The sequence below is a fragment of the Neisseria sp. P0021.S007 genome, assembly GCF_051956855.1.
Window position 1 is genome coordinate 211366 of sequence record NZ_JBQCXA010000003.1, and the last position, 18503, is coordinate 229868.

At 47.5% G+C, this 18503-nt stretch carries 15 protein-coding genes; 3 read left to right on the forward strand and 12 right to left on the reverse strand.

The genetic code is table 11. The annotated features are described in order from the left end of the window. Positions 1–182: 182 nt before the first annotated feature. The 9 genes from trpB to ACTHUR_RS06425 all read right to left on the reverse strand — a co-directional run bounded on the left by trpB (position 183) and on the right by ACTHUR_RS06425 (position 10484). Positions 183–1385, reverse strand: coding sequence for a tryptophan synthase subunit beta (gene trpB, locus ACTHUR_RS06385; protein WP_004520058.1), 1203 nt, complete (start codon positions 1383–1385; stop codon positions 183–185). Positions 1386–1496: 111 nt separating this feature from the next. After that, entirely contained in the window at positions 1497–1907 is a 411-nt protein-coding gene (locus ACTHUR_RS06390) for a hypothetical protein (protein WP_004520057.1), read from the reverse strand. 4 nt (positions 1908–1911) lie between these two features. Then, positions 1912–2514 carry a hypothetical protein gene (locus tag ACTHUR_RS06395; RefSeq protein WP_004520056.1) on the reverse strand — a complete coding sequence of 201 codons (603 nt, stop codon included), beginning with the start codon at positions 2512–2514 and terminating at the stop codon, positions 1912–1914. 36 nt (positions 2515–2550) lie between these two features. Then, positions 2551–3171: a phosphoribosylanthranilate isomerase gene (locus ACTHUR_RS06400; protein WP_004520055.1), complete on the reverse strand. Its 621-nt coding sequence runs from the start codon at positions 3169–3171 to the stop codon at positions 2551–2553. Between the two features lie 402 nt (positions 3172–3573). Further along, positions 3574–5799, reverse strand: a complete 2226-nt coding sequence (locus ACTHUR_RS06405; protein WP_049336435.1) for a DNA internalization-related competence protein ComEC/Rec2 — start codon at positions 5797–5799, stop codon at positions 3574–3576. Positions 5800–5857: 58 nt separating this feature from the next. Beyond that, a complete protein-coding gene (locus tag ACTHUR_RS06410) occupies positions 5858–6904 on the reverse strand; it encodes an RHS repeat protein (protein ID WP_440361187.1) in 1047 nt (348 codons plus the stop codon). A 353-nt stretch (positions 6905–7257) separates the two neighbouring features. Continuing rightward, positions 7258–7653 (reverse strand): hypothetical protein, encoded by a 396-nt coding sequence (locus ACTHUR_RS06415; protein ID WP_049344844.1) that lies wholly within the window; start codon positions 7651–7653, stop codon positions 7258–7260. Between the two features lie 153 nt (positions 7654–7806). Continuing rightward, positions 7807–8382, reverse strand: a complete 576-nt coding sequence (locus ACTHUR_RS06420; protein ID WP_049344845.1) for a hypothetical protein — start codon at positions 8380–8382, stop codon at positions 7807–7809. A gap of 2 nt (positions 8383–8384) precedes the next feature. Then, entirely contained in the window at positions 8385–10484 is a 2100-nt protein-coding gene (locus ACTHUR_RS06425; RefSeq protein WP_440361188.1) for an RHS repeat-associated core domain-containing protein, read from the reverse strand. A 39-nt stretch (positions 10485–10523) separates the two neighbouring features. Between ACTHUR_RS06425 and ACTHUR_RS06430 the strand changes: the two genes are divergently transcribed. Next, a complete protein-coding gene (locus tag ACTHUR_RS06430; protein ID WP_440398542.1) occupies positions 10524–10754 on the forward strand; it encodes a hypothetical protein in 231 nt (76 codons plus the stop codon). Positions 10755–10929: 175 nt separating this feature from the next. On the opposite strand, the gene ACTHUR_RS06435 is transcribed toward ACTHUR_RS06430, so the two are convergent. From ACTHUR_RS06435 to ACTHUR_RS06445, 3 genes are all read right to left on the reverse strand, one after another. Further along, a complete protein-coding gene (locus ACTHUR_RS06435; RefSeq protein ID WP_440361190.1) occupies positions 10930–11346 on the reverse strand; it encodes a CTP synthase in 417 nt (138 codons plus the stop codon). Positions 11347–11795: 449 nt separating this feature from the next. Then, entirely contained in the window at positions 11796–12380 is a 585-nt protein-coding gene (locus ACTHUR_RS06440) for a hypothetical protein (protein WP_004521126.1), read from the reverse strand. 18 nt (positions 12381–12398) lie between these two features. Further along, positions 12399–16541: a DUF6531 domain-containing protein gene (locus tag ACTHUR_RS06445; RefSeq protein WP_440361191.1), complete on the reverse strand. Its 4143-nt coding sequence runs from the start codon at positions 16539–16541 to the stop codon at positions 12399–12401. 335 nt (positions 16542–16876) lie between these two features. Here ACTHUR_RS06445 and ACTHUR_RS06450 point away from each other — a divergent pair, with 335 nt between their 5' ends. Together ACTHUR_RS06450 and tssA are read left to right on the forward strand one after the other, a co-directional pair. After that, on the forward strand, positions 16877–17431 hold the full coding sequence (locus tag ACTHUR_RS06450; protein WP_049337065.1) for a TagF domain-containing protein: 555 nt from the start codon (positions 16877–16879) through the stop codon (positions 17429–17431). Positions 17432–17435: 4 nt separating this feature from the next. Then, entirely contained in the window at positions 17436–18494 is a 1059-nt protein-coding gene (tssA, locus tag ACTHUR_RS06455; protein WP_049337063.1) for a type VI secretion system protein TssA, read from the forward strand. Positions 18495–18503: the final 9 nt, after the last annotated feature.

An 18503-nucleotide genomic window follows, 5' to 3' on the forward strand; every position in this document is an offset into this window, starting at 1 on the left:
ACTTGAATAATCAGTTTAGAAAGCGTACAAGCGCAGTTTGAAAGGATAAATTTCCTTAACCGCCGAGACTTGATAGAGTTTACGCGGATAAAATACTACGCTGATCATTATGGAAACAAAGGCCGTCTGAAAGACTGAAATCCAGCTTTTTCAGACGGCCTTTGCTGCTCAATCAATAAGACTTACAACTCAATGCCTTTGAGTTTCGCCACGGTATTAATGTCTTTATCGCCACGACCGGAGAGGTTGACCAAAATCACTTGGTCTTTGCTCATTTTCGGCGCGTTTTTCACCGCCCAAGCAACGGCATGGCTGGATTCCAGCGCAGGAATAATACCCTCAAAACGGCAAAGCAAATCAAAGGCTTCGAGTGCTTCGTCGTCTTTGGCAACAGTGTATTCCACGCGGTTGATGTCGTTCAAATGGCTGTGTTCCGGGCCGATGCCTGGGTAGTCCAAGCCTGCGGAAACGGAATGCGTACCCAAAACTTGACCGTTTTCGTCCTGCATCAAATAGCTGCGGAAACCGTGCAATACGCCGATAGGGGCTTTGCTGGTAATCGGTGCGGCGTGGTCGGGGGTATCCACGCCCAAACCGCCTGCTTCTACGCCGACCAAACGTACGTTTTCTTCTTCGATATAGGGATGGAACAAACCGATGGCGTTCGAGCCGCCGCCCACGCAGGCAACGGCAACATCAGGTTGGCGGCCGATGGCTTCCAACATTTGTTCTTTGGCTTCATTGCCGATCACGCATTGGAAATCGCGTACCATTTCCGGATACGGCGTAGGACCTGCGGCAGTACCGATGATGTAGAACGTATCGTCCACGCGCGCCACCCATTCGCGCATGGCTTCGTTCATCGCGTCCTTCAAAGTACGGCTGCCGCTGTCGACGCTGACGACATTCGCGCCAAGCAGCTTCATACGGAACACGTTGGGCATTTGACGTTGGATATCGTCCGCCCCCATGTACACGTCGCAAGTCATGCCGAAACGTGCGGCGACGGTGGCAGAAGCCACACCGTGCTGACCCGCGCCGGTTTCGGCAATCACGCGTTTTTTGCCCATGCGGCGGGCAAGCAATGCCTGACCGATGGTGTTGTTGACTTTGTGCGCGCCGGTGTGGTTCAAATCTTCACGCTTCAGCCAGATTTGTGCGCCGCCCAAATGCTCGGATAATCGCGCGGCATGGTAAACAGGGCTGGGACGGCCGACATAGTGTTTCAAATCATGGCGGAACTCTTCCCAAAATGAAGGATCTTCTTTCGCTGCTTTATAGGCTTCTGCCAATTCTTGCAAAGCAGGAATCAGGGTTTCGGAAACGTACAGGCCGCCGTGTTCGCCGAAAAAGCCGTTCTCGTCGGGAGCGTAATAATTTTTCATGGGATTTTTCCTTATTCGTTTTATGGTTTCAGACGGCCTGATTCAGTACAAGGCCGTATGAAAGTAAAATTGTCAGCAATTATAGCCGTTTTCCATTCATCTTGTCGGCAACTAATTGAATAATAATATCAGCAGACAAAATAGGAACAACAGCGTACAGCTCGATGTTGCAATCAATGCCGTACCCAACGGCGGCGCGATATATTTTTCTTCGTTTTTGTTTCTCAGGCATATTTTTAATGCCAACATCCCCAGCCACAGTGCCAGCAACCAACAACCCAAAAAGTTAAGCACAAGCAAAGCAATAATCAACTCATTGGTATTTATAGTGCTTACGTTCAAAAATATCCAATTAAGGCCGTTAACAGACATAACGACTGCAGATATTTGTATCACATACAAAAGCGTTCCGCCCAACAATACCTTGATATGCCATTGTTTGGCCTTCAGCCACACTGAGACGACATTAAAAAGCCACCACAAAGCCATAAACGTCATTAAAGAGATTTCATAACGGTCCATCGCTCTACTCCTGAAAAACAGTCAATCCAGCCATTTCAAAAAAAGCCCGATACGCCGCTGCTTTTTTCGCCAAACTCAAAGGATAGGCACGCGAAGTCGAAGGCAGGCGCGTCAGGGTCAACTCACGTCCAGCATAGGGGAACGGCACTGTTTCGCCGATCTTCGGCATTTTCATACCGTTGCCTTGAATCTCCAACAAAACTTCGGTTGCCTTGCCGCCGGTGGTACAAAGATGGCGGCACTCGGGCATTTGCGCCAATACTGCCGCCAAATCGACAGTTTCTATTACTTTTAAAAACTTATCCGAAGCATTGCCATGTTCGCGTATGGCCTTCAACACGGTCGGACAGGATGCAATGCCCTTCTCACTTAAAAACGCTTTGATTTTATCGGCATCAAACGCCTTTTCGCCCTGCCTTTGAAAATGCGCCACATCGCCAAAAAACACCAGCCCATACACGCGCCACATATCGTTTTGGAAATTCGGATAATGAAACTGCATCGCGTGTTTTTCTTCTTTAGGCGGAAACGTCCCCATCATCATGATCGTTGCCTGCGGCGGCAACAAGGCTGCGAAGGGGTGGGATTCAACGATTGGCTCTTGCATATATGTATTCCGGTTTCTTTGAATTCAAACAAAATTTCAGACGGCCTTTACTGCTTGAATAAACGCCGCCATTTTCTCCCTGCTCTTAACCCCGCCGGAGATTTCCACGCCACCGGACACATCTACCGCCGCAGCGCCGCTGATTTTTACCGCTTCGGCAACGTTTTCCGCAGTCAATCCGCCGGCAAGTATCCACGGTTTGCCGATATTGCCATGCAACATGGTCCAGTCGAAACTTTGTCCCGTACCGCCGTATTCAGTCGGATGATAGGCATCAAACAGCAAGGCGCGTGCATTCGGAAATTTGGCACAGGCCGTCTGAATATCGGCAGCGGACTGTACGCGCACGGCCTTCAAATACGGGCGGTCAAACCGACGGCAAAAATCATCGTCTTCATCGCCGTGAAACTGAATCACATCTATCGGCACCTGACGCAAAATCTCGCGGATGGTTTGCTCGTTTTCATTCACAAACAAGGCCACCACCGATACAAACGGCGGCAGGTTTTTCACAACCGCCTGCGCCTGCTCAATACTCACTGCCCGTTTACTCTTGGCATAAAACACCAGCCCGATGGCATCCGCGCCCAATTCGGCCGCGGCCAGCGCGTCTTCAGGTCGGGTAATACCACAAATTTTGGTGCGTATGGTGTTCATGGCGATAGCCTTTTTAAACAGTTGGGTCGGATATTATATAAGTTTAAGGCCGTCTGAACATGAAATATCAGGTTCAGACGGCCTTAAACTTTAAAACAACCATCAGCCGATAATATTGGCGGCTGTCAGTTGCGCAGCATCTTCATTATAGAAACGTGCGAACTCTGTGCTGCTTTAGGCTCTGCTTGATATACAGAACATCATACCGATTATTACTAATAACTTTGTAATTATTTTCCTCTTTTCTATTTGCCTATTATTTAATCAAATTTATTTTATCCTTTATTATCAATGAGTAAAATAAACTATCCACAATTGGATTCACACAAAATTTGGATAATGCCCGTCAATAAAAAATATTAAGGCTGTCTGAAAAGTCTTTCAGACGGCCTTTTAGCCTTTTTACTCAAACGGTTTCTTCTGCCAATAAAACTTATCCTTTTTCAGACGGCCTTGAAATATATCGTCCTGTCCCAAAGCAAACACCAACGCGCCAGACAAATCCGTTCTCAATAAAGTAATACCATGCGCGCGGACACGATTTTGTACGGCAACGGTCGGATGTTTGTAGGCATTGGCATAGCCGCTAGATGCCACGGCATATTGTGGCGAAACCGTATGCAAAAAGCTGCCTGACGAAGCCGTGCTGCTGCCGTGATGTCCCAACACCAACACTTGGCTATACAGCGCATTGCCGTATTTCTCAATCAAACCGGCCTCGCCTTTCACGCCCAAATCGCCGGTTATTAACAAGGCTTTTCCGTTTGCCACGACACGCAATACGCAGCTTTGGTCGTTATCTTCCTTGCCTGCATTTTCAGACGGCCTGAGCAACTCGAAATCTACGCCGTCCCATTGCCATTTGTCTTCTTGGCAAAACTCTGCATTCGGATAAAATTCAGGTTGTCCGGCAAGCAATTTATCGGTACCGACAGCCGCCACACTTTGAAAACCGCCGTCATGGTCAATATCATGGTGCGACAAAATCAGGCTGTCCAAACGGCGCACACCCATCGCGTTCAAACTCGGCACTATACCTGTTTGCGCCACTTGCTCCGTTCCCGTATCAAACAAAAGATTGCGGTTACGCGTTTGTATCAACACCGACAAACCTTGTCCTGCATCCATCACCGTAACTCTTGCCACCCCCTCCTCCAGCTTGGCAGGACGGTAAAACACAAAGCCCAATAAAACCAGACATGCCCAAGGTTTTAAGCCCATTCCTTTAGGCAGCAATAACAGTAAAGCCGCCATCATCGCCAACACAAGCAAAGGCACGGGCGCCGCTGCGACGGCAAATTCAGGCGATACCATAGCCAGCCATAGCAAACCGCGTAAAGTATATTCCGCCAAAAATGCCGCTACCAACTGGACAAGTTCAAACGGAAAAACCGAACCCAGCAAAGCCAACGGCGTCAACACCCAAGAAAACCAAGGAATAGCCAGCGCATTAACCAACGGACTGAGCAAAGGTAACGAAGCAAACAAATAGCCCAGCAATACCACCGACAATACAGTCGCTGCCCATTGTCCCCGTACAGCCAACCGCCAGCCCGACTCTTTCAGACGGCCTGATGAAGCCCAAATCAAAGCAGCAACCAAACCGAAAGACAACCAAGTTCCCACGCCCAATACAGCCAACGGATCCAACAACAAAACAACGGCCAAAGCCTGCCACCACGCCGTCCAGCCCGAGCCGCCACTGCCGCGCCACCATGCCCACGCAAACGCAGCCAACATCAACACACTGCGTTGCGTCGGTACGGAAAAACCGGCCAAAAGCGCATAAAACAAAGCACCGGCAACACCGCCTGCCAATATCCACACACGCGGTTTTGCCGGAATCCACGGCAAATAACGGAAAATTCGCTTAATCAGCCAGGCAAACAATACCGCCACCATCGTCACATGCAGGCCCGAAATACTGACCAAGTGTGTCAGCCCCAAAGGGCGGAATGCCTGCCACAAAGGCGGCCTCAACGCCGATTGCTCGCCAATACTCAAAGCACGCATCAGCCCTATGCCGTCTGAAAACTCAGGATATTTGTCCCCTGTTCTCTGCCAACTCCGGCTTACCGCATCACGCATATTAGCCAAACCGAAACCGCCACCTTGCCGCACGAGTTTCCTGTCGCGCCCCAAAGTACCCATGCCATCGATACCATTGGCCAAAGCCCATATTTCACGGTTCAAACCGCGCACATTCACTTCACCGATCACCGGCCTTACCCGCGCCGATACAGACCACCTGCTGCCCACCGCCCAATCGCGCCGCTGATAATCCGACAACATCAAATCAAAAGCCTGCCCCTGTTCATCCCAAGCCCTTGCCGCAAACTGCACGCGCCGACCATCATCACGCGGCATATCCGCCACTTCAACCGTCAAAACTTTAGCCGCCACCTCCCCTGCAGGCCATTGACCGGCCAACACCAGCCCGGTCGGCCACACTCCAAACGCCATACCCACGCAAACAGCCAGCACCAACCAAGCCACAGCAAATTTTCGACACAACGCAAGCGCGCCAATGATTACAGACAACCAAGCCCACCATGGCGGCACAAACGGCAACGCAAACGAAAGCACTACACCCACCACCCAAGCAGGCAACACAAACCGCCACGCCATGAACATTTTCCCTTAAATTATGATTATTAGATATGTAATAATAAATGCTTTTAGTAGATTATGACAAATATTTGATTGCAGTATTTATGACCTGAATCCGTCCGATTTTGTCGTAGATGTAATTGAGTACGCCGCTTCTTTGGTCGGCACTTTGAATCAGGTTGCCGGCTTTGTCATAGGCGTAGGTATGACCCAACGCGTTGGTGCGTTTGAGCGGCAGTCCGTCCACTGCGAGCTCGTAAGCGGTTTTGGCACCAAGTCCGTCGATGTGGGCGGTCAGCCGGTTGAGGCGGTCGTATTCGAAGGTTTCGTGACTGCCGTCGGGATAGTCGGTACGGACGGGGTTGCCTGCTGCGTCGTAGTGGTGGCGGGTGGTATGGCCCAGCGCATCGGTAACGGTTTCGAGATCGCCGTATTCGGTGTAACCGAAACGGGTGGTTTCGCCGGTACAGTCGGTAAAGCAGACGAGTTGGTCGAGGGTGTCGTAGTGTAGGCGTCGGGTTTTACCTAAGGCGTCGGTAATGGTTTCGGGCAGCCATTGGGCGTTGTAGCCGTAGCTTGTGGTGTAACCGGCGGGGTCGGTGATGCTGATGAGGTTGCCGCGCTTGTCGTAATCGTAGGCGGTAATCCTGCCTGCAGGATCGTTGACGGTAATCGGCAGGTTGAGGGTTTCGTGGTAGTCGATTTGAGTGCTGCTGCCGTCCGGGGCGGTGATGGCGATGACATTGCCTTCGGTATCGTAGAGATAGCGGGTTTCGCGTCCGAGGGGGTCGCGTTCTACGGTAATGCGGCCATAGTCGTCGCGTTCGCTGTCGCTGCGTTGTCCGTCGGCGTCGATGCGGTAGACGAGTTCGCGGTTTTCGTCGAAACCGTACACTTCCGTCCGTCCCAATGCGTCGGTAACGACGGTATGGTCTTTGCGGTAGGCGAACGTCCATTCTTCACCGAGGTTGTTGCTGCTCTTGAGCACTTTGCCGTCGGTGTCGTAACGGTCGTATTCGTAGCGGGACACCAGTCCGTCGGGCTGGTTGTGTTCGACCATGATGTGGTTGCGATAGGCGAAACCGCGCAGTTTTTTGCCGTCACGTCCGTAAACGGCGGTCAAATCGCCGTAGCCGGAATCGACTTCGGCAAACAGCAGCCTTGCACCGCCGTCGGGCGAGGCAATTTGGCAGAGGTCGTCTGAAAGTCGGTTTTCAGACGACCTCTATGTTAACTACTAATGAGATTGTTAAAGAACAAATGTTTCAGACGACCTCAAAGAAGATAGTGAGGTCGTCTGAAAAACAGAAACCGCGTGCGTGCGTACCGCACACACTCCACGTCAGGACTTAAGGTTTTGTCCGGGCTATGGCTTGCTTATCCGTAAGGAAACAAACGAAGGTCATCTGAAAGTTATGTTTCAAACTACCCTATGGTTTGGTTTTGTCTTGACTCAACCAACTTACTGGGTTTGCTTTAATATTTTTCCCAGGATAAATCTAAATCGTTTTGTGGAATACATCCCATAGTCAAACATTTTACAGCACATTTGAATGCTATTTCTTTAGATAAAATATATTTAGACTCAAATAAGCCAATTTGCCCTCCCGTATTTAATTCTATTTTTAAGGTACTTCCTTCGTTAGGGTTTATTAAATTAAAAATGATGCCATTTTCTTCACCTGTTACAACATATTTCCCTCCCCCTCCACCAATCATTAAATAGTTTTCTTCTGATAAAACTAAATTTACAAGAGTATGTTGCTTAGCATCTAATTTTTCTAAAATTTCTAAAAGTCTTTCCGAGGAATTAATATGATAAACCTCTTCCTTACAATGAGATCCATTCCAGTTATCCAAAGTAATTTCCATAATAACTTCCTCTAATGAGATTGTTAAAGAACAAATGGTTCAGACGACCTCAAAGAAAGTATTGAAGTCGTCTGAAAAACAGAAACCGCGTGCGTGCGTTCCGTTCGCACTCTACATCGGAATTGTAGGTTTCATTGGCTACAGCTTGCTCATTTATAGAGACTGTATTAATTCTATATATCTGTCTGTTTTTTTATCCCAAAAAATGTACAAATAAGTAGTATCATGCTTCAACTTCGATATATCTAACTGCCCTAGAAACATTGCGGGAATATTATCAATGATAGGCCAACCAGGCTCCTGTAACCATTTGGGATGTTTATCCATGCAAATAAAATGTTCCTTAATAATCTTTTTAAAAGTGGTCACCGTCTTAGGTTTGTACTTATCATACAAGAAATTTAAATAACCCATATCAGCTGGTATCCAGTTAGGAATAGCCTCCAAAATCAAATCGAATTTTTTTTCTGTCGTTGAATTTGAAGAGTACGGTATATGTTTGTAATCTAAAATTTCCCTGAAAATATCCATCAAGTTTAACTTTGCATCAAGAGATGTCAAATCCTGACTAATTAAATATTCATAAGTGGAATTACTATTCATATAAGGTTTAGCTTTAGTATTTTCCAACAGGGAAATTAATTCTTGATTGGAAGACAACGCCATTTCCAATTCTTCAGTTGATAATTTTTCTTCCACAAAATTCTTTAAAATTTCTATTGCTTTCATAGCTAATTTCCTAGATTCCTATAAGGGTCAAGCGCTGCATGTTGTTCTCTAGTTACTTCTCTCAAATTAAAAGGACTATGCCTATCTGCATGACCTAAGCGTTGTGGCACATGATGATGCAACTCCATGGGATTTCCATTTGCATCTAAAGGAGCACGTCCTCTTTTCATTCTACTCATATTTGCAGGAGAAAATTCTCCTGTACCTTTCGAGGCTAAATACCTATTTTTCCAGTATCTTGACCTAACAACATCCCAAGATGGCATATCACCGTTAGGTAATGGTTTATCAATACGCTCGCCTCTTTTCCAACGTTTGAATAAATTCTTTAACAGCGGTTTAGGTTTATTTGGTTTATTTTTGTTGGCCGGGCACAGTCCCCAAACATCAAGCCATTCCTGCGCATTCGGAGCAAACTGATACAGATTCTCCCCACCCAACAACCCAATCGGGTCCTGATTCACAAACCTCCCCGCCTCAGGCTCGTAATACCTCATCAGGTTGTAATGCAACCCGGTCTCTTCATCATAATACTGGTTCTGCAATCTGAACGGCTGATGCGCGTTCTTGTAAACCCGCTCATCCTTTTTCAGACGACCCCAGGCGGTGTATTCGCCGTACCACAAAAGATTGCCGTGGATGTCGGTCATCTCGCGCGGGATGCCGACTTGGTCGTTGTGGAAATAGGCGAGGTATTGTTTGCCGTCTTTGGCGTTGTCAAAGACTTGCGCCAGCGGTTCGTAGCTGTCTTGGTCGGTGTAGAGATAGGTGTAGCTGCCTTTATAGGTGTATTCCTGCAACAGGCGGCTGCCGTCCCAGACGAAGTGGGTGCGTTTTGGGTCGGTACTTGTCCAGGCAAGTTTGTCTTGGCGTTCTTTGGAGAGCCTTCTGCCGAACGGGTCGTAGGCGTATGTCCAGATTTCGGTGTTGCCGACGGGCTTTTTGATTTCGGCGCGGACAAGTTGATTTTCTAAATCGTATTGGTAATATTGGTTTTCGCCGTCGGGCAACTGGCGGTAGATCAGGTTGCCCAAGGCGTCGTAGGTGTATTCGATGCCGTTGTATGATTCTAGGCGGTTTCCGCTGCTAATGTTACTGCCTTTGCCCTTCCCTTCGGCTATTTTGTCGGAAAGGATGTTGTGGGCGGGGTCGAAGGCGAATGTTTCGCTGCGGCCGGTTTGGCTGTTGCGGGCTTCTTGAATCCGTCCGATTTTGTCGTAAACGTAATTAAGGACGCCACTTCTTTGGTCGGCACTTTGAATCAGGTTGCCGGCTTTGTCATAGGCGTAGCGGCGGTTGACGGCGCCGCCGGCCAACGGGTTTTGTTTGCCGTGAAGCGTTTGTGTGCCGTTCTGGATGGTACGCTGGCTTTTTAGACGACCCATGGGGTCGTAGTCGTACAGGCTGCTGATGCTGCCCTGCGTCCTTTGGATTTCGCGGTGCAGTTTGTCGCGTTCGATGTCGCTGACGACTTCGCCGTCGAGGCTGATTTGGTGCAGGTGTCCGCTACCGTAGTACAGGTAATCGATATGGCGGCCGTCGGGCAGGATGGTACGGATGCGGTTGCCCAACGGGTCGTATCGATAGCCTACGGTGGCGCTTTGTCCGTTGTGGACGGTGGTTTCGCCGATGAGGCGGTCGAGTTCGTCGTAGGCGAGTTCGACGATGCTGTAGTGGTTGCGGGCTTTGGTCAGGTTGCCGGTAATGGGGTCGTATTCGAAACGGGTGCGGCTGATGCCTTCGTCTTTGCTTTGTCCGTTGCGGCCGGAGACTTTGCGGCTTTGTTTTTCGATCAGTTGGCCGAGGATGTTGCGTTTGAACCGGTGGATGTGCCAAGTCTCGGGACGCTCTTTCAGACGACCTTTATCGGTGCTTTGACCGTATTCGGTCTGTTGGACCAGTTGTCCGGCGGCATCATAGCCGTAGGCGGTGATTTTGCCGTCCCAGCCGGTTTCTTGGATCAGGTTGTCGGTTTGGTCGTAATCGAGACGGTAGGTTTCGCCGTTTTCGTTGGTGAGGACGGTCAGACGGCGGGCTTTGTCGTAGGCGTAGGCGAAGGTATGGCCCAACGCGTTGGTGCGTTTGAGCGGCAGTCCGTCCACTGCGAGCTCGTAAGCGGTTTTGGCACCAAGTCCGTCGATGTGGGCGGTCAGCCGGTTGAGGCGGTCGTATTCGAAGGTTTCGTGACTGCCGTCGGGATAGTCGGTACGGACGGGGTTGCCCGCTGCGTCGTAGTGGTGGCGGGTGGTATGGCCCAGCGCATCGGTAACGGTTTCGAGATCGCCGTATTCGGTGTAACCAAAACGGGTGGTTTCGCCGGTACAGTCGGTAAAGCAGACGAGCTGGTCGAGGGTGTCGTGGTTAACTGCTAATGAGATTGTTAAAGAGCAAATGCTTCAGACGACCTCAAAGAAAGTATTGAGGCCGTCTGAAAAACAGAAACCGCGTGCGTGCGTACTGCACACCCCCTACGTCAGGGCTGAAGGTTTTGTGTAGGCTGCGGCTTACCCTACATCGGAATTGGAAGTTTCATTTGCTACAGTTCGATTACACCTTGATAAAACATTCAAAAAAATCAAAGTGATTTTTATCAAATGCAATTAATAACTTGCCTTCAGGAATTTTTTTCCCTGTCATACCTCCTATACAAATCCCGAGATTCTTAAAAAGAATATATTTTTTTCCTTCGATAAATTCTGAATCGATGGCTTTAAGGTCTTCGATTGAATTTTTAAATATATCAATATCTCCTAATATGGGATTAGAATCTTTTAAGCAATATCCATAAACCAATTTATCGTTTTCATAAACTAACTCACAAGCATTCCTATATTCCACCTTATTATTCATAATATTATCTTCAACCATTCTTGCTGGTTTTCCATATTTTTCTTGTACGTCCTCAAGAGAAGTACCAAATACAAAATCACCAATTGATTCATATGGCTTAATCAAGTAGGTCATATTAACCCTTTCTAATATATTTACATTAATAAAATAGGAACATTTACCAATAATTCTACGCAGTCTTGCTGCCTGTTTCCTAGAAATTAATCCCTGCCGTTTAGTATCTGAAATCATTCTCCCACATGATTTTATATACGCCTTTTATTCTATTTCAAAGGCAGCAGTATGATATGAAAACCCTTTCGTGCGCAGAATTTTGACAAAATAAGATGAAGGTTGTCTGAAAGTTAGTTTTCAGACAACCTCTATGTTAACTGCCAATGAGATTGTTAAAGAACAAATGGTTCAGACGACCTCAAAGAAGATAGTGAGGTCGTCTGAAAAACAGAAACTGCGTGCATGCAACATACACTCTACGTCAGGACTGAAGGCTTTGTCCGAGCTACGGCTTGCTAGAATTTAACGTTTCATGTGGAAGATGACTTACTATATGATTAAATATTTGTTTAAGTCGTTTGTACGAAGAATAATCCACCCGATAGATCTCGATTTATAAAAATATATCCTATGTTCTCAGTTAAATAAAAAATTTCATTTACTTCTTTAGGTAGATCCATTCCTAAGATTTGACCTATGAAAATATATTTTTCTAGAAAATCATCACCTTCTTGTTGTAAATATTCAGGTTGTCCTCCTAAAAAACTCATTTCATCTAAATTCTCAATAGGATTAATTGGATAAAATTCATCTAGGTTAAACTTGAACTGACTTTTATCTCCGACGATAACTTTCGTGTATCCTTGAATAGCATCGTCAATTTCAGTAATGTAGTCAAGAAAATAATCTTCTTTATCATAATAAGAAAAAACGTAAATTGCTTTATCTTTATATTCCTTCCCCTGAAAATCTGTTTTAAATTGAGGTGCAATAGTTAATAAATTCTCAATCGGTATGAAAGCGATCAATGCTAACTCATGACCATCTGGCGCTATCACTTTATTTGAATAGTCTAAATCTAGCCCAACTAATATATCATTTATATTGGACTTACTATCTAAAAAGTTAAAATTAACGTATCCATTTTTTTTCATTTAAATTCTCCTAAAAATTTAAGGACATTTCTTACCTGTTTTTTTCAATTTTCTAAGAAATTTTTTAGCTTCTTTTCTTAATCGTTTTCTTTGAGCTTTAGGAGTTCCCGTTTTTCTCAATCCTCCTTGAGCAATATCAATCTCTCGATGTAAATCAGTATGCATTTGATTTCTACCCAAACCATAATGAGAACGCCTAATCTCTGCTTCATGGTAATGAGTGCCACCAATCCCTCTAGTATCTTTTGCTGGCCCTCTTGTATGATGATCCAAATCTAAAGCAATAGCTGGATTCTGGCTTAATCGATTATTTTTAGTTGTATAACCATTTTGAACTAATGCTTCATGCCTAATTAACTCATGGGCTTGTAAGCCATCTCCAACATGAGTACTACTATTAAGACTCCCATAGGTACCTATATCAAATAAATTAGCTAGCCCTAAAGGATCAACCCAAGCCTGTGTACTTGGCGCAAAAGCATACAGATTATCCCCACCCAACAGCCCAATCGGATCCTGATTCACAAACCGCCCGGCCTCAGGCTCGTAATACCGCATCAGGTTGTAATGCAGTCCGGTCTCTTCATCGAAGTATTGGTTTTGCAATCTGAACGGCTGGTGCGCATTCTTGTAAACCCGCTCGTCCTTTTTCAGACGGCCCCAGGCGGTGTATTCGCCGTACCATAAGAGATTGCCGTGGATGTCAGTCATTTCCCTCGGTATGCTGATTTGATCATTGTGGAAATAGGCGAGGTATTGTTTGCTGTCTTTGGCGTTGTCAAAGATTTGCGCCAGCGGTTCGTAGCTGTCTTGGTCGGTGTAGATATAGGTGTAGCTGCCTTTGTAGGTGTACTCCTGAAGTAATCGCGTTCCGTCCCAGACGAAGTGGGTGCGTTTCGGGTCGGTACTGGTCCAGGCAAGTTTGTCTTGGCGTTCTTTAGAAAGACGTCGTCCGAACGGGTCGTAGGCGTATGTCCAAATCTCGGTATTGCCGGCGGGCTTTTTGATTTCGGCGCGGACGAGTTGGTTTTCGAGATCGTATTGGTAATATTGGTTTTCGCCGTTGGGCAGCTGGCGGTAGATTAGGTTGCCCAATGCGTCGTAGGTGTATTCGATGCCGTTGTATTCTTTGAGGCGGTTGCCGCTGACAAGATTGTTGCCCTTTCCTTCGGCCGCTTTGTCGGAAAGGATGTTGTGGGCGGGGTCGAAGGCGAAGGTTTCGCTGCGGCCGCTTTGGCTGTTGCGGGCTTCCTGAATACGTCCGATTTTGTCGTAAACGTAATTAAGGACGCCGCTTCTTTGGTCGGCGCTTTGAATGAGGTTGCCGGCTTTGTCGTAGGCGTAGCGGCGGTTGACGGCGCCGCCGGCCAATGGGTTTTGTTTGCCGCGGAGTGTTGGTGTGCCGCTCCAGACGGTACGCTGGCTTTTCAAACGACCCATGGGGTCGTAGTCGTACAGGCTGCTGATGCTGCCCTGCGTCCTTTGGATTTCGCGGTGCAGTTTGTCGCGTTCGATGTCGGTTATGACTTCGCCGTCGAGGCTGATTTGGTGCAGGTGTCCGCTGCCGTAGTAAAGGTAATCGATAGGGCGGCCGTCGGGCAGGATGGTGCGGATGCGGTTGCCCAACGGGTCGTATTGGTAGCCTACGGTGGCGCTTTGGCCGTTGTGGACGGTGGTTTCGCCGATGAGGCGGTCGAGTTCGTCGTAGGCGAGTTCGACGCTGCTGTGCTGGTTGCGGGCTTTGGTCAGGTTGCCGGTAATCGGGTCGTATTCGAAACGGGTGCGGCTGATGCCTTCATCTTTGCTTTGTCCGTTGCGACCGGAGACTTTGCGGCTTTGTTTTTCGATCAGTTGGCCGAGGATGTTGCGTTTGAAATGATGGATGTGCCAAGTTTCGGGACGGTCTTTCAGACGGCCTTCATGATTGCTTTGGCCGTATTCGGTCTGGTGGACCAGTTGTCCGGCGACATCGTAGCCGTAGGCGGTGATTTTGCCGTCCCAGCCGGTTTCTTGGATCAGGTTGTCGGTTCGGTCGTAATCGAGACGGTAGGTTTCGCCGTTTTCGTTGGTGAGGACGGTCAGACGGCGGGCTTTGTCGTAGGCGTAGGCGTAGGTATGGCCCAGCGCGTTGGTGCGTTTGAGCGGCAGTCCGTCCACTGCGAGTTCGTAGGCGGTTTTGGCACCGAGTCCGTCGATGTGGGCGGTCAGACGGTTGAGGCGGTCGTATTCGAAGGTTTCGTGACTGCCGTCGGGGTAGTCGGTACGGACGGGGTTGCCCGCTGCGTCGTAGTGGTGGCGGGTGGTATGGCCCAGCGCATCGGTAACGGTTTCGAGATCGCCGTATTCGGTGTAACCGAAGCGGGTGGTTTCGCCGGTACAGTCGGTGAAGCTGACGAGTTGGTCGAGGGTGTCGTAGTGTAGGCGTCGGGTTTTGCCTAAGGCGTCGGTAATGGTTTCGGGCAGCCATCGGGCGTTGTAGCCGTAGCTTGTGGTGTAACCGGCGGGATCGGTGATGCTGATGAGGTTGCCGCGTCCGTCGTAATCGTAGGCGGTAATCCTGCCTGCGGGATCGTTGACGGCAATCGGCAGGTTGAGGGTTTCGTGGTAGTCGATTTGAGTGCTGCTGCCGTCCGGGGCGGTGATAGCGATGACATTGCCTTCGGTATCGTAGAGATAGCGGGTTTCGTGTCCGAGGGGGTCGCGTTCTACGGTAATGCGGCCATAGTCGTCGCGTTCGCTGTCGCTGCGTTGTCCGTCGGCGTCGATGCGGTAGACGAGTTCGCGGTTTTCGTCGAAACCGTACACTTCCGTCCGTCCCAATGCGTCGGTAACGACGGTATGGTCTTTGCGGTAGGCGAACGTCCATTCTTCACCGAGGTTGTTGCTGCTTTTAAGCACTTTGCCGTCGGCGTCGTAACGGTCGTATTCGTAGCGGGACACCAGTCCGTCGGGTTGGCTATGTTCGACCATGATGTGGTTTCGGTAGGCGAAACCGCGCAGTTTTTTGCCGTCTCGTCCGTAAACGGCGGTCAAATTGCCGCAGCCGTCGTAGTCGTAGCGCACCAATTCCTTGCCGTTGAAGGTGACGGAAGTAAGGCGGTTGACGTAGAAACGTTCGTCTTCGGAAACGAATACGTCCCGTTCTCCGGCCGGGTCGAAGTCGGGATCGTTGTCGTGCAGACGGATGGAGGAGAATACGGGCTGAAAGTGTCGGCCACTGCCGTCGTAAATGCTGTGCGGCAGTCCGTTGTCGTTGTAGCAGAGGCGGATATGGCGGCCGTTGCGGTCGAGTTGTGCGACCAGTTGGAAAATGCCGCAGCCGGAATCGACTTCGGCAAACAGTAGCCGTGCGCCGCCGTCGGGGGAGGCGATTTGGTAGAGGTCGTCTGAAATCTGAGAAAAGAAGATTTGTTCGTAAGGATCAAAATAGGCGTTATCCAGACCGTAGGGATCTTCTTCGGCGGAAGCAGGTCTTGGGGCAGCCTCTTCTTCATATAAATCGTCTTCATCTTCGTCGGCTGCGGAATAAGGCTCGTCCGCTTCGTCGCTGATATCCGGCAACGAAATTTCCCTGCCCTGTTCATCAATATAGAGGAAACCGTCGGCAGTGCGGACAAGACGCATGGAGAACGGCAGCGACCAACCCTGTCCCAGCCAGCCGTTGCCTATTTGGTCGGAATAGTAGCTGCGCTGCCAAACAAGTGGAAGCGGGGAGTCAAATGCAAAGTCAGTCTCTGTTTCATCAAATAATACTTTGATACCGAGTACGGCATTGACAGGATTACCGATAGCTGCTGCAACCTTACAGGGAATACAGTGACCATGACCAGAAGTAACTACCCCACCATCAGAACCTGCTCCGCTGCCCCCGCCAAAACCACTGACCATCTTTCGTGAAGGCAGTCTAACACTAGGCAAACCTGGGACCATTGAAGCGAGCGAAACCACATCAGATACAGCATCAGCCACATTAGCTGCAGCAGAGTCAGGAGCAACCAAAGAAAGGGCACTAGAGGCAACATCGGCCACCATCTCTATCACATCTACCGGCCCGGCTGCATTAGTCAGCGGCTCAGGCGGATTGGCAGAACCTTGAGACACCATGGCAGGTGCAGAAGGCTGAGGAACAAGAATACCTATGGTGTTACCGGAAGAGGACATGCGATTACTCCGTCGAAATCCTAATTAATCTACAAGTAGAAACCTCAAAACAAGGAACCTCAATCACTTTCTGAGGACTTTGAACACATTATTTTGCAAAAATTATAACAAACAATAAGCTATAAATAAAACTGTATTTGATAAACTTTATTATCTATAATATCATATAGTAAGCGCATATTTTTAAAGATTATTTACATTTCTTTAGTTATTATTTCAAGTGGTTTAAATTTATATTTATCAACACATCAAATTATGCTAGAGTACGAGTCTTAGCAGTTGTATCTAATTAGCAACTTGGGAATCTAAAAACTCTTCTCTTGTGATGACTACTTATGTTTAAGCAAAATGAAGTCTATTTTTTTGGCAAACTGAATCAATCCCGTGATTTTATTTTCTCCGAGAATCTTCAAACTCATGATAGATTCTTTTGGGATAACTGGTTTAACCGATGCTCCGGCCAAAACAAATTAATTTCATTCACTCGAAAAACATATTCCCCTTTGCAAATTTGGCTATTTTGCATCAAATTACCCGATGATCTTATTTATACTGGTATGGCTGCTGGTAGTTCTGATAAAATTGGCAGAAAATACCCATTTGTGTTATTTTATAAACCTAGCTCTATTCCCGAATCACTTGATTCTCTTTTTTTTCTTTTAAAGAAAAAAAATTCCTTTCGCAAGATATTAAAAGAAGGGGAATATTGTATCGAAGATTTTTACAGTAGTGATACAACAGAGAGCTCTATCCTCTCTGAATCCTTTCACAACTTTTTATCTGATTCAGACGGCATTGGTAGTTTTTGGCAAGAGATTGAAAGCGGTTACCACATAAAACATGAAGGCCTCCCCTCATGCTCACTGTTTAATAAGTTATTTGGATTATAAGTAGATGAACACATTTCCTCGATGGGACGAGCCTATCTCTATCGACAGTCCCGAAGGTGTAAATATCGAATACGATAGCCGCTTTTTAGAACTACAAAGCGTAGCTGAAGGCAAACCAGAACAACAATATGGTGACACGATTATTCCGGCAGAAGAGGCCGACTGGGCAACAGTAGAAAAGTTGTGCAATCAATTGCTAGCCGAGTCTAAAGATTTACATGTCTTGGCTTATTATGCACAAGCTCTTACTGCCAAACATGGACTCGTAGGGTTCTACGCTGGCTGCGAAGCAATTAGAGCTAATATAGACTTATATTGGGAATCCATTTACCCCAAACTTGAAGATGAAGACGGTGAATTTGATCCCTTTTACAGGATCAATGCCCTTAGCTCCTTTACTACACTTGATGGCATCATCAAAGAGATTCTTGCATCTAAATTATTGATAAATGGGTTAACTCAACAACCAATTACTGTCAAAGAAGCTGTTTCCATACTACAAGGAAATGATTCACAAAATTATCCAGGAGGTAAAGAGCGGCTAATGCTCGATATTAGAGTAAATGCCGATACAGGGAAACCTGAATTAACTGCATTAATTCAAGCATTGGACTGTCTGAAAGACATCCAACGCATTTTCTCGTCTAATTTACAGGATGAACACTCACTTGATTTTGATGTTATTCAGAAACCCCTTACCCTAATTCACAAAGCCATCAACTATAATGATGGGAGCACTCCCTCAGTACAGCAGACAGAACAGCCTGAGTTACCCTCTGAAACTAACAGCTTGGCTATTACGCAAGAACAATCTATTCAAGAGGCTGATGCATGGCGCCGTCTGAATATTAAAAATCGCGCTGATGTTGATCTGGCTTTAGAGAAAATCTGCATTTATTTTGAAACTCTTGAGCCCAGCCACCCTGCACCACTGTTTATCCGCAGAGTGCAACGACAAATGAATATGAACTTTTATGACATCATGAAAGATATTAGCCCAGAAAGTATTGTCAATTTAGAAGTTTTAATTGGCAAACCAGATGAAGATACAGCAAATTCCTAAAATTAGTAA

Coding starts and splice junctions, on each gene's coding strand:
- ACTHUR_RS06420 (WP_049344845.1), bottom strand. CDS start 8,382: ATGAAAGCAATAGAAATTTTAAAGAATTTTGTGGAAGAAAAATTATCA.
- ACTHUR_RS06435 (WP_440361190.1), bottom strand. CDS start 11,346: ATGACCTACTTGATTAAGCCATATGAATCAATTGGTGATTTTGTATTT.
- ACTHUR_RS06450 (WP_049337065.1), top strand. CDS start 16,877: ATGTTTAAGCAAAATGAAGTCTATTTTTTTGGCAAACTGAATCAATCC.
- ACTHUR_RS06415 (WP_049344844.1), bottom strand. CDS start 7,653: ATGGAAATTACTTTGGATAACTGGAATGGATCTCATTGTAAGGAAGAG.
- ACTHUR_RS06400 (WP_004520055.1), bottom strand. CDS start 3,171: ATGAACACCATACGCACCAAAATTTGTGGTATTACCCGACCTGAAGAC.
- ACTHUR_RS06440 (WP_004521126.1), bottom strand. CDS start 12,380: ATGAAAAAAAATGGATACGTTAATTTTAACTTTTTAGATAGTAAGTCC.
- ACTHUR_RS06395 (WP_004520056.1), bottom strand. CDS start 2,514: ATGCAAGAGCCAATCGTTGAATCCCACCCCTTCGCAGCCTTGTTGCCG.
- tssA (WP_049337063.1), top strand. CDS start 17,436: ATGAACACATTTCCTCGATGGGACGAGCCTATCTCTATCGACAGTCCC.
- ACTHUR_RS06390 (WP_004520057.1), bottom strand. CDS start 1,907: ATGGACCGTTATGAAATCTCTTTAATGACGTTTATGGCTTTGTGGTGG.
- trpB (WP_004520058.1), bottom strand. CDS start 1,385: ATGAAAAATTATTACGCTCCCGACGAGAACGGCTTTTTCGGCGAACAC.
- ACTHUR_RS06445 (WP_440361191.1), bottom strand. CDS start 16,541: ATGTCCTCTTCCGGTAACACCATAGGTATTCTTGTTCCTCAGCCTTCT.
- ACTHUR_RS06405 (WP_049336435.1), bottom strand. CDS start 5,799: ATGGCGTGGCGGTTTGTGTTGCCTGCTTGGGTGGTGGGTGTAGTGCTT.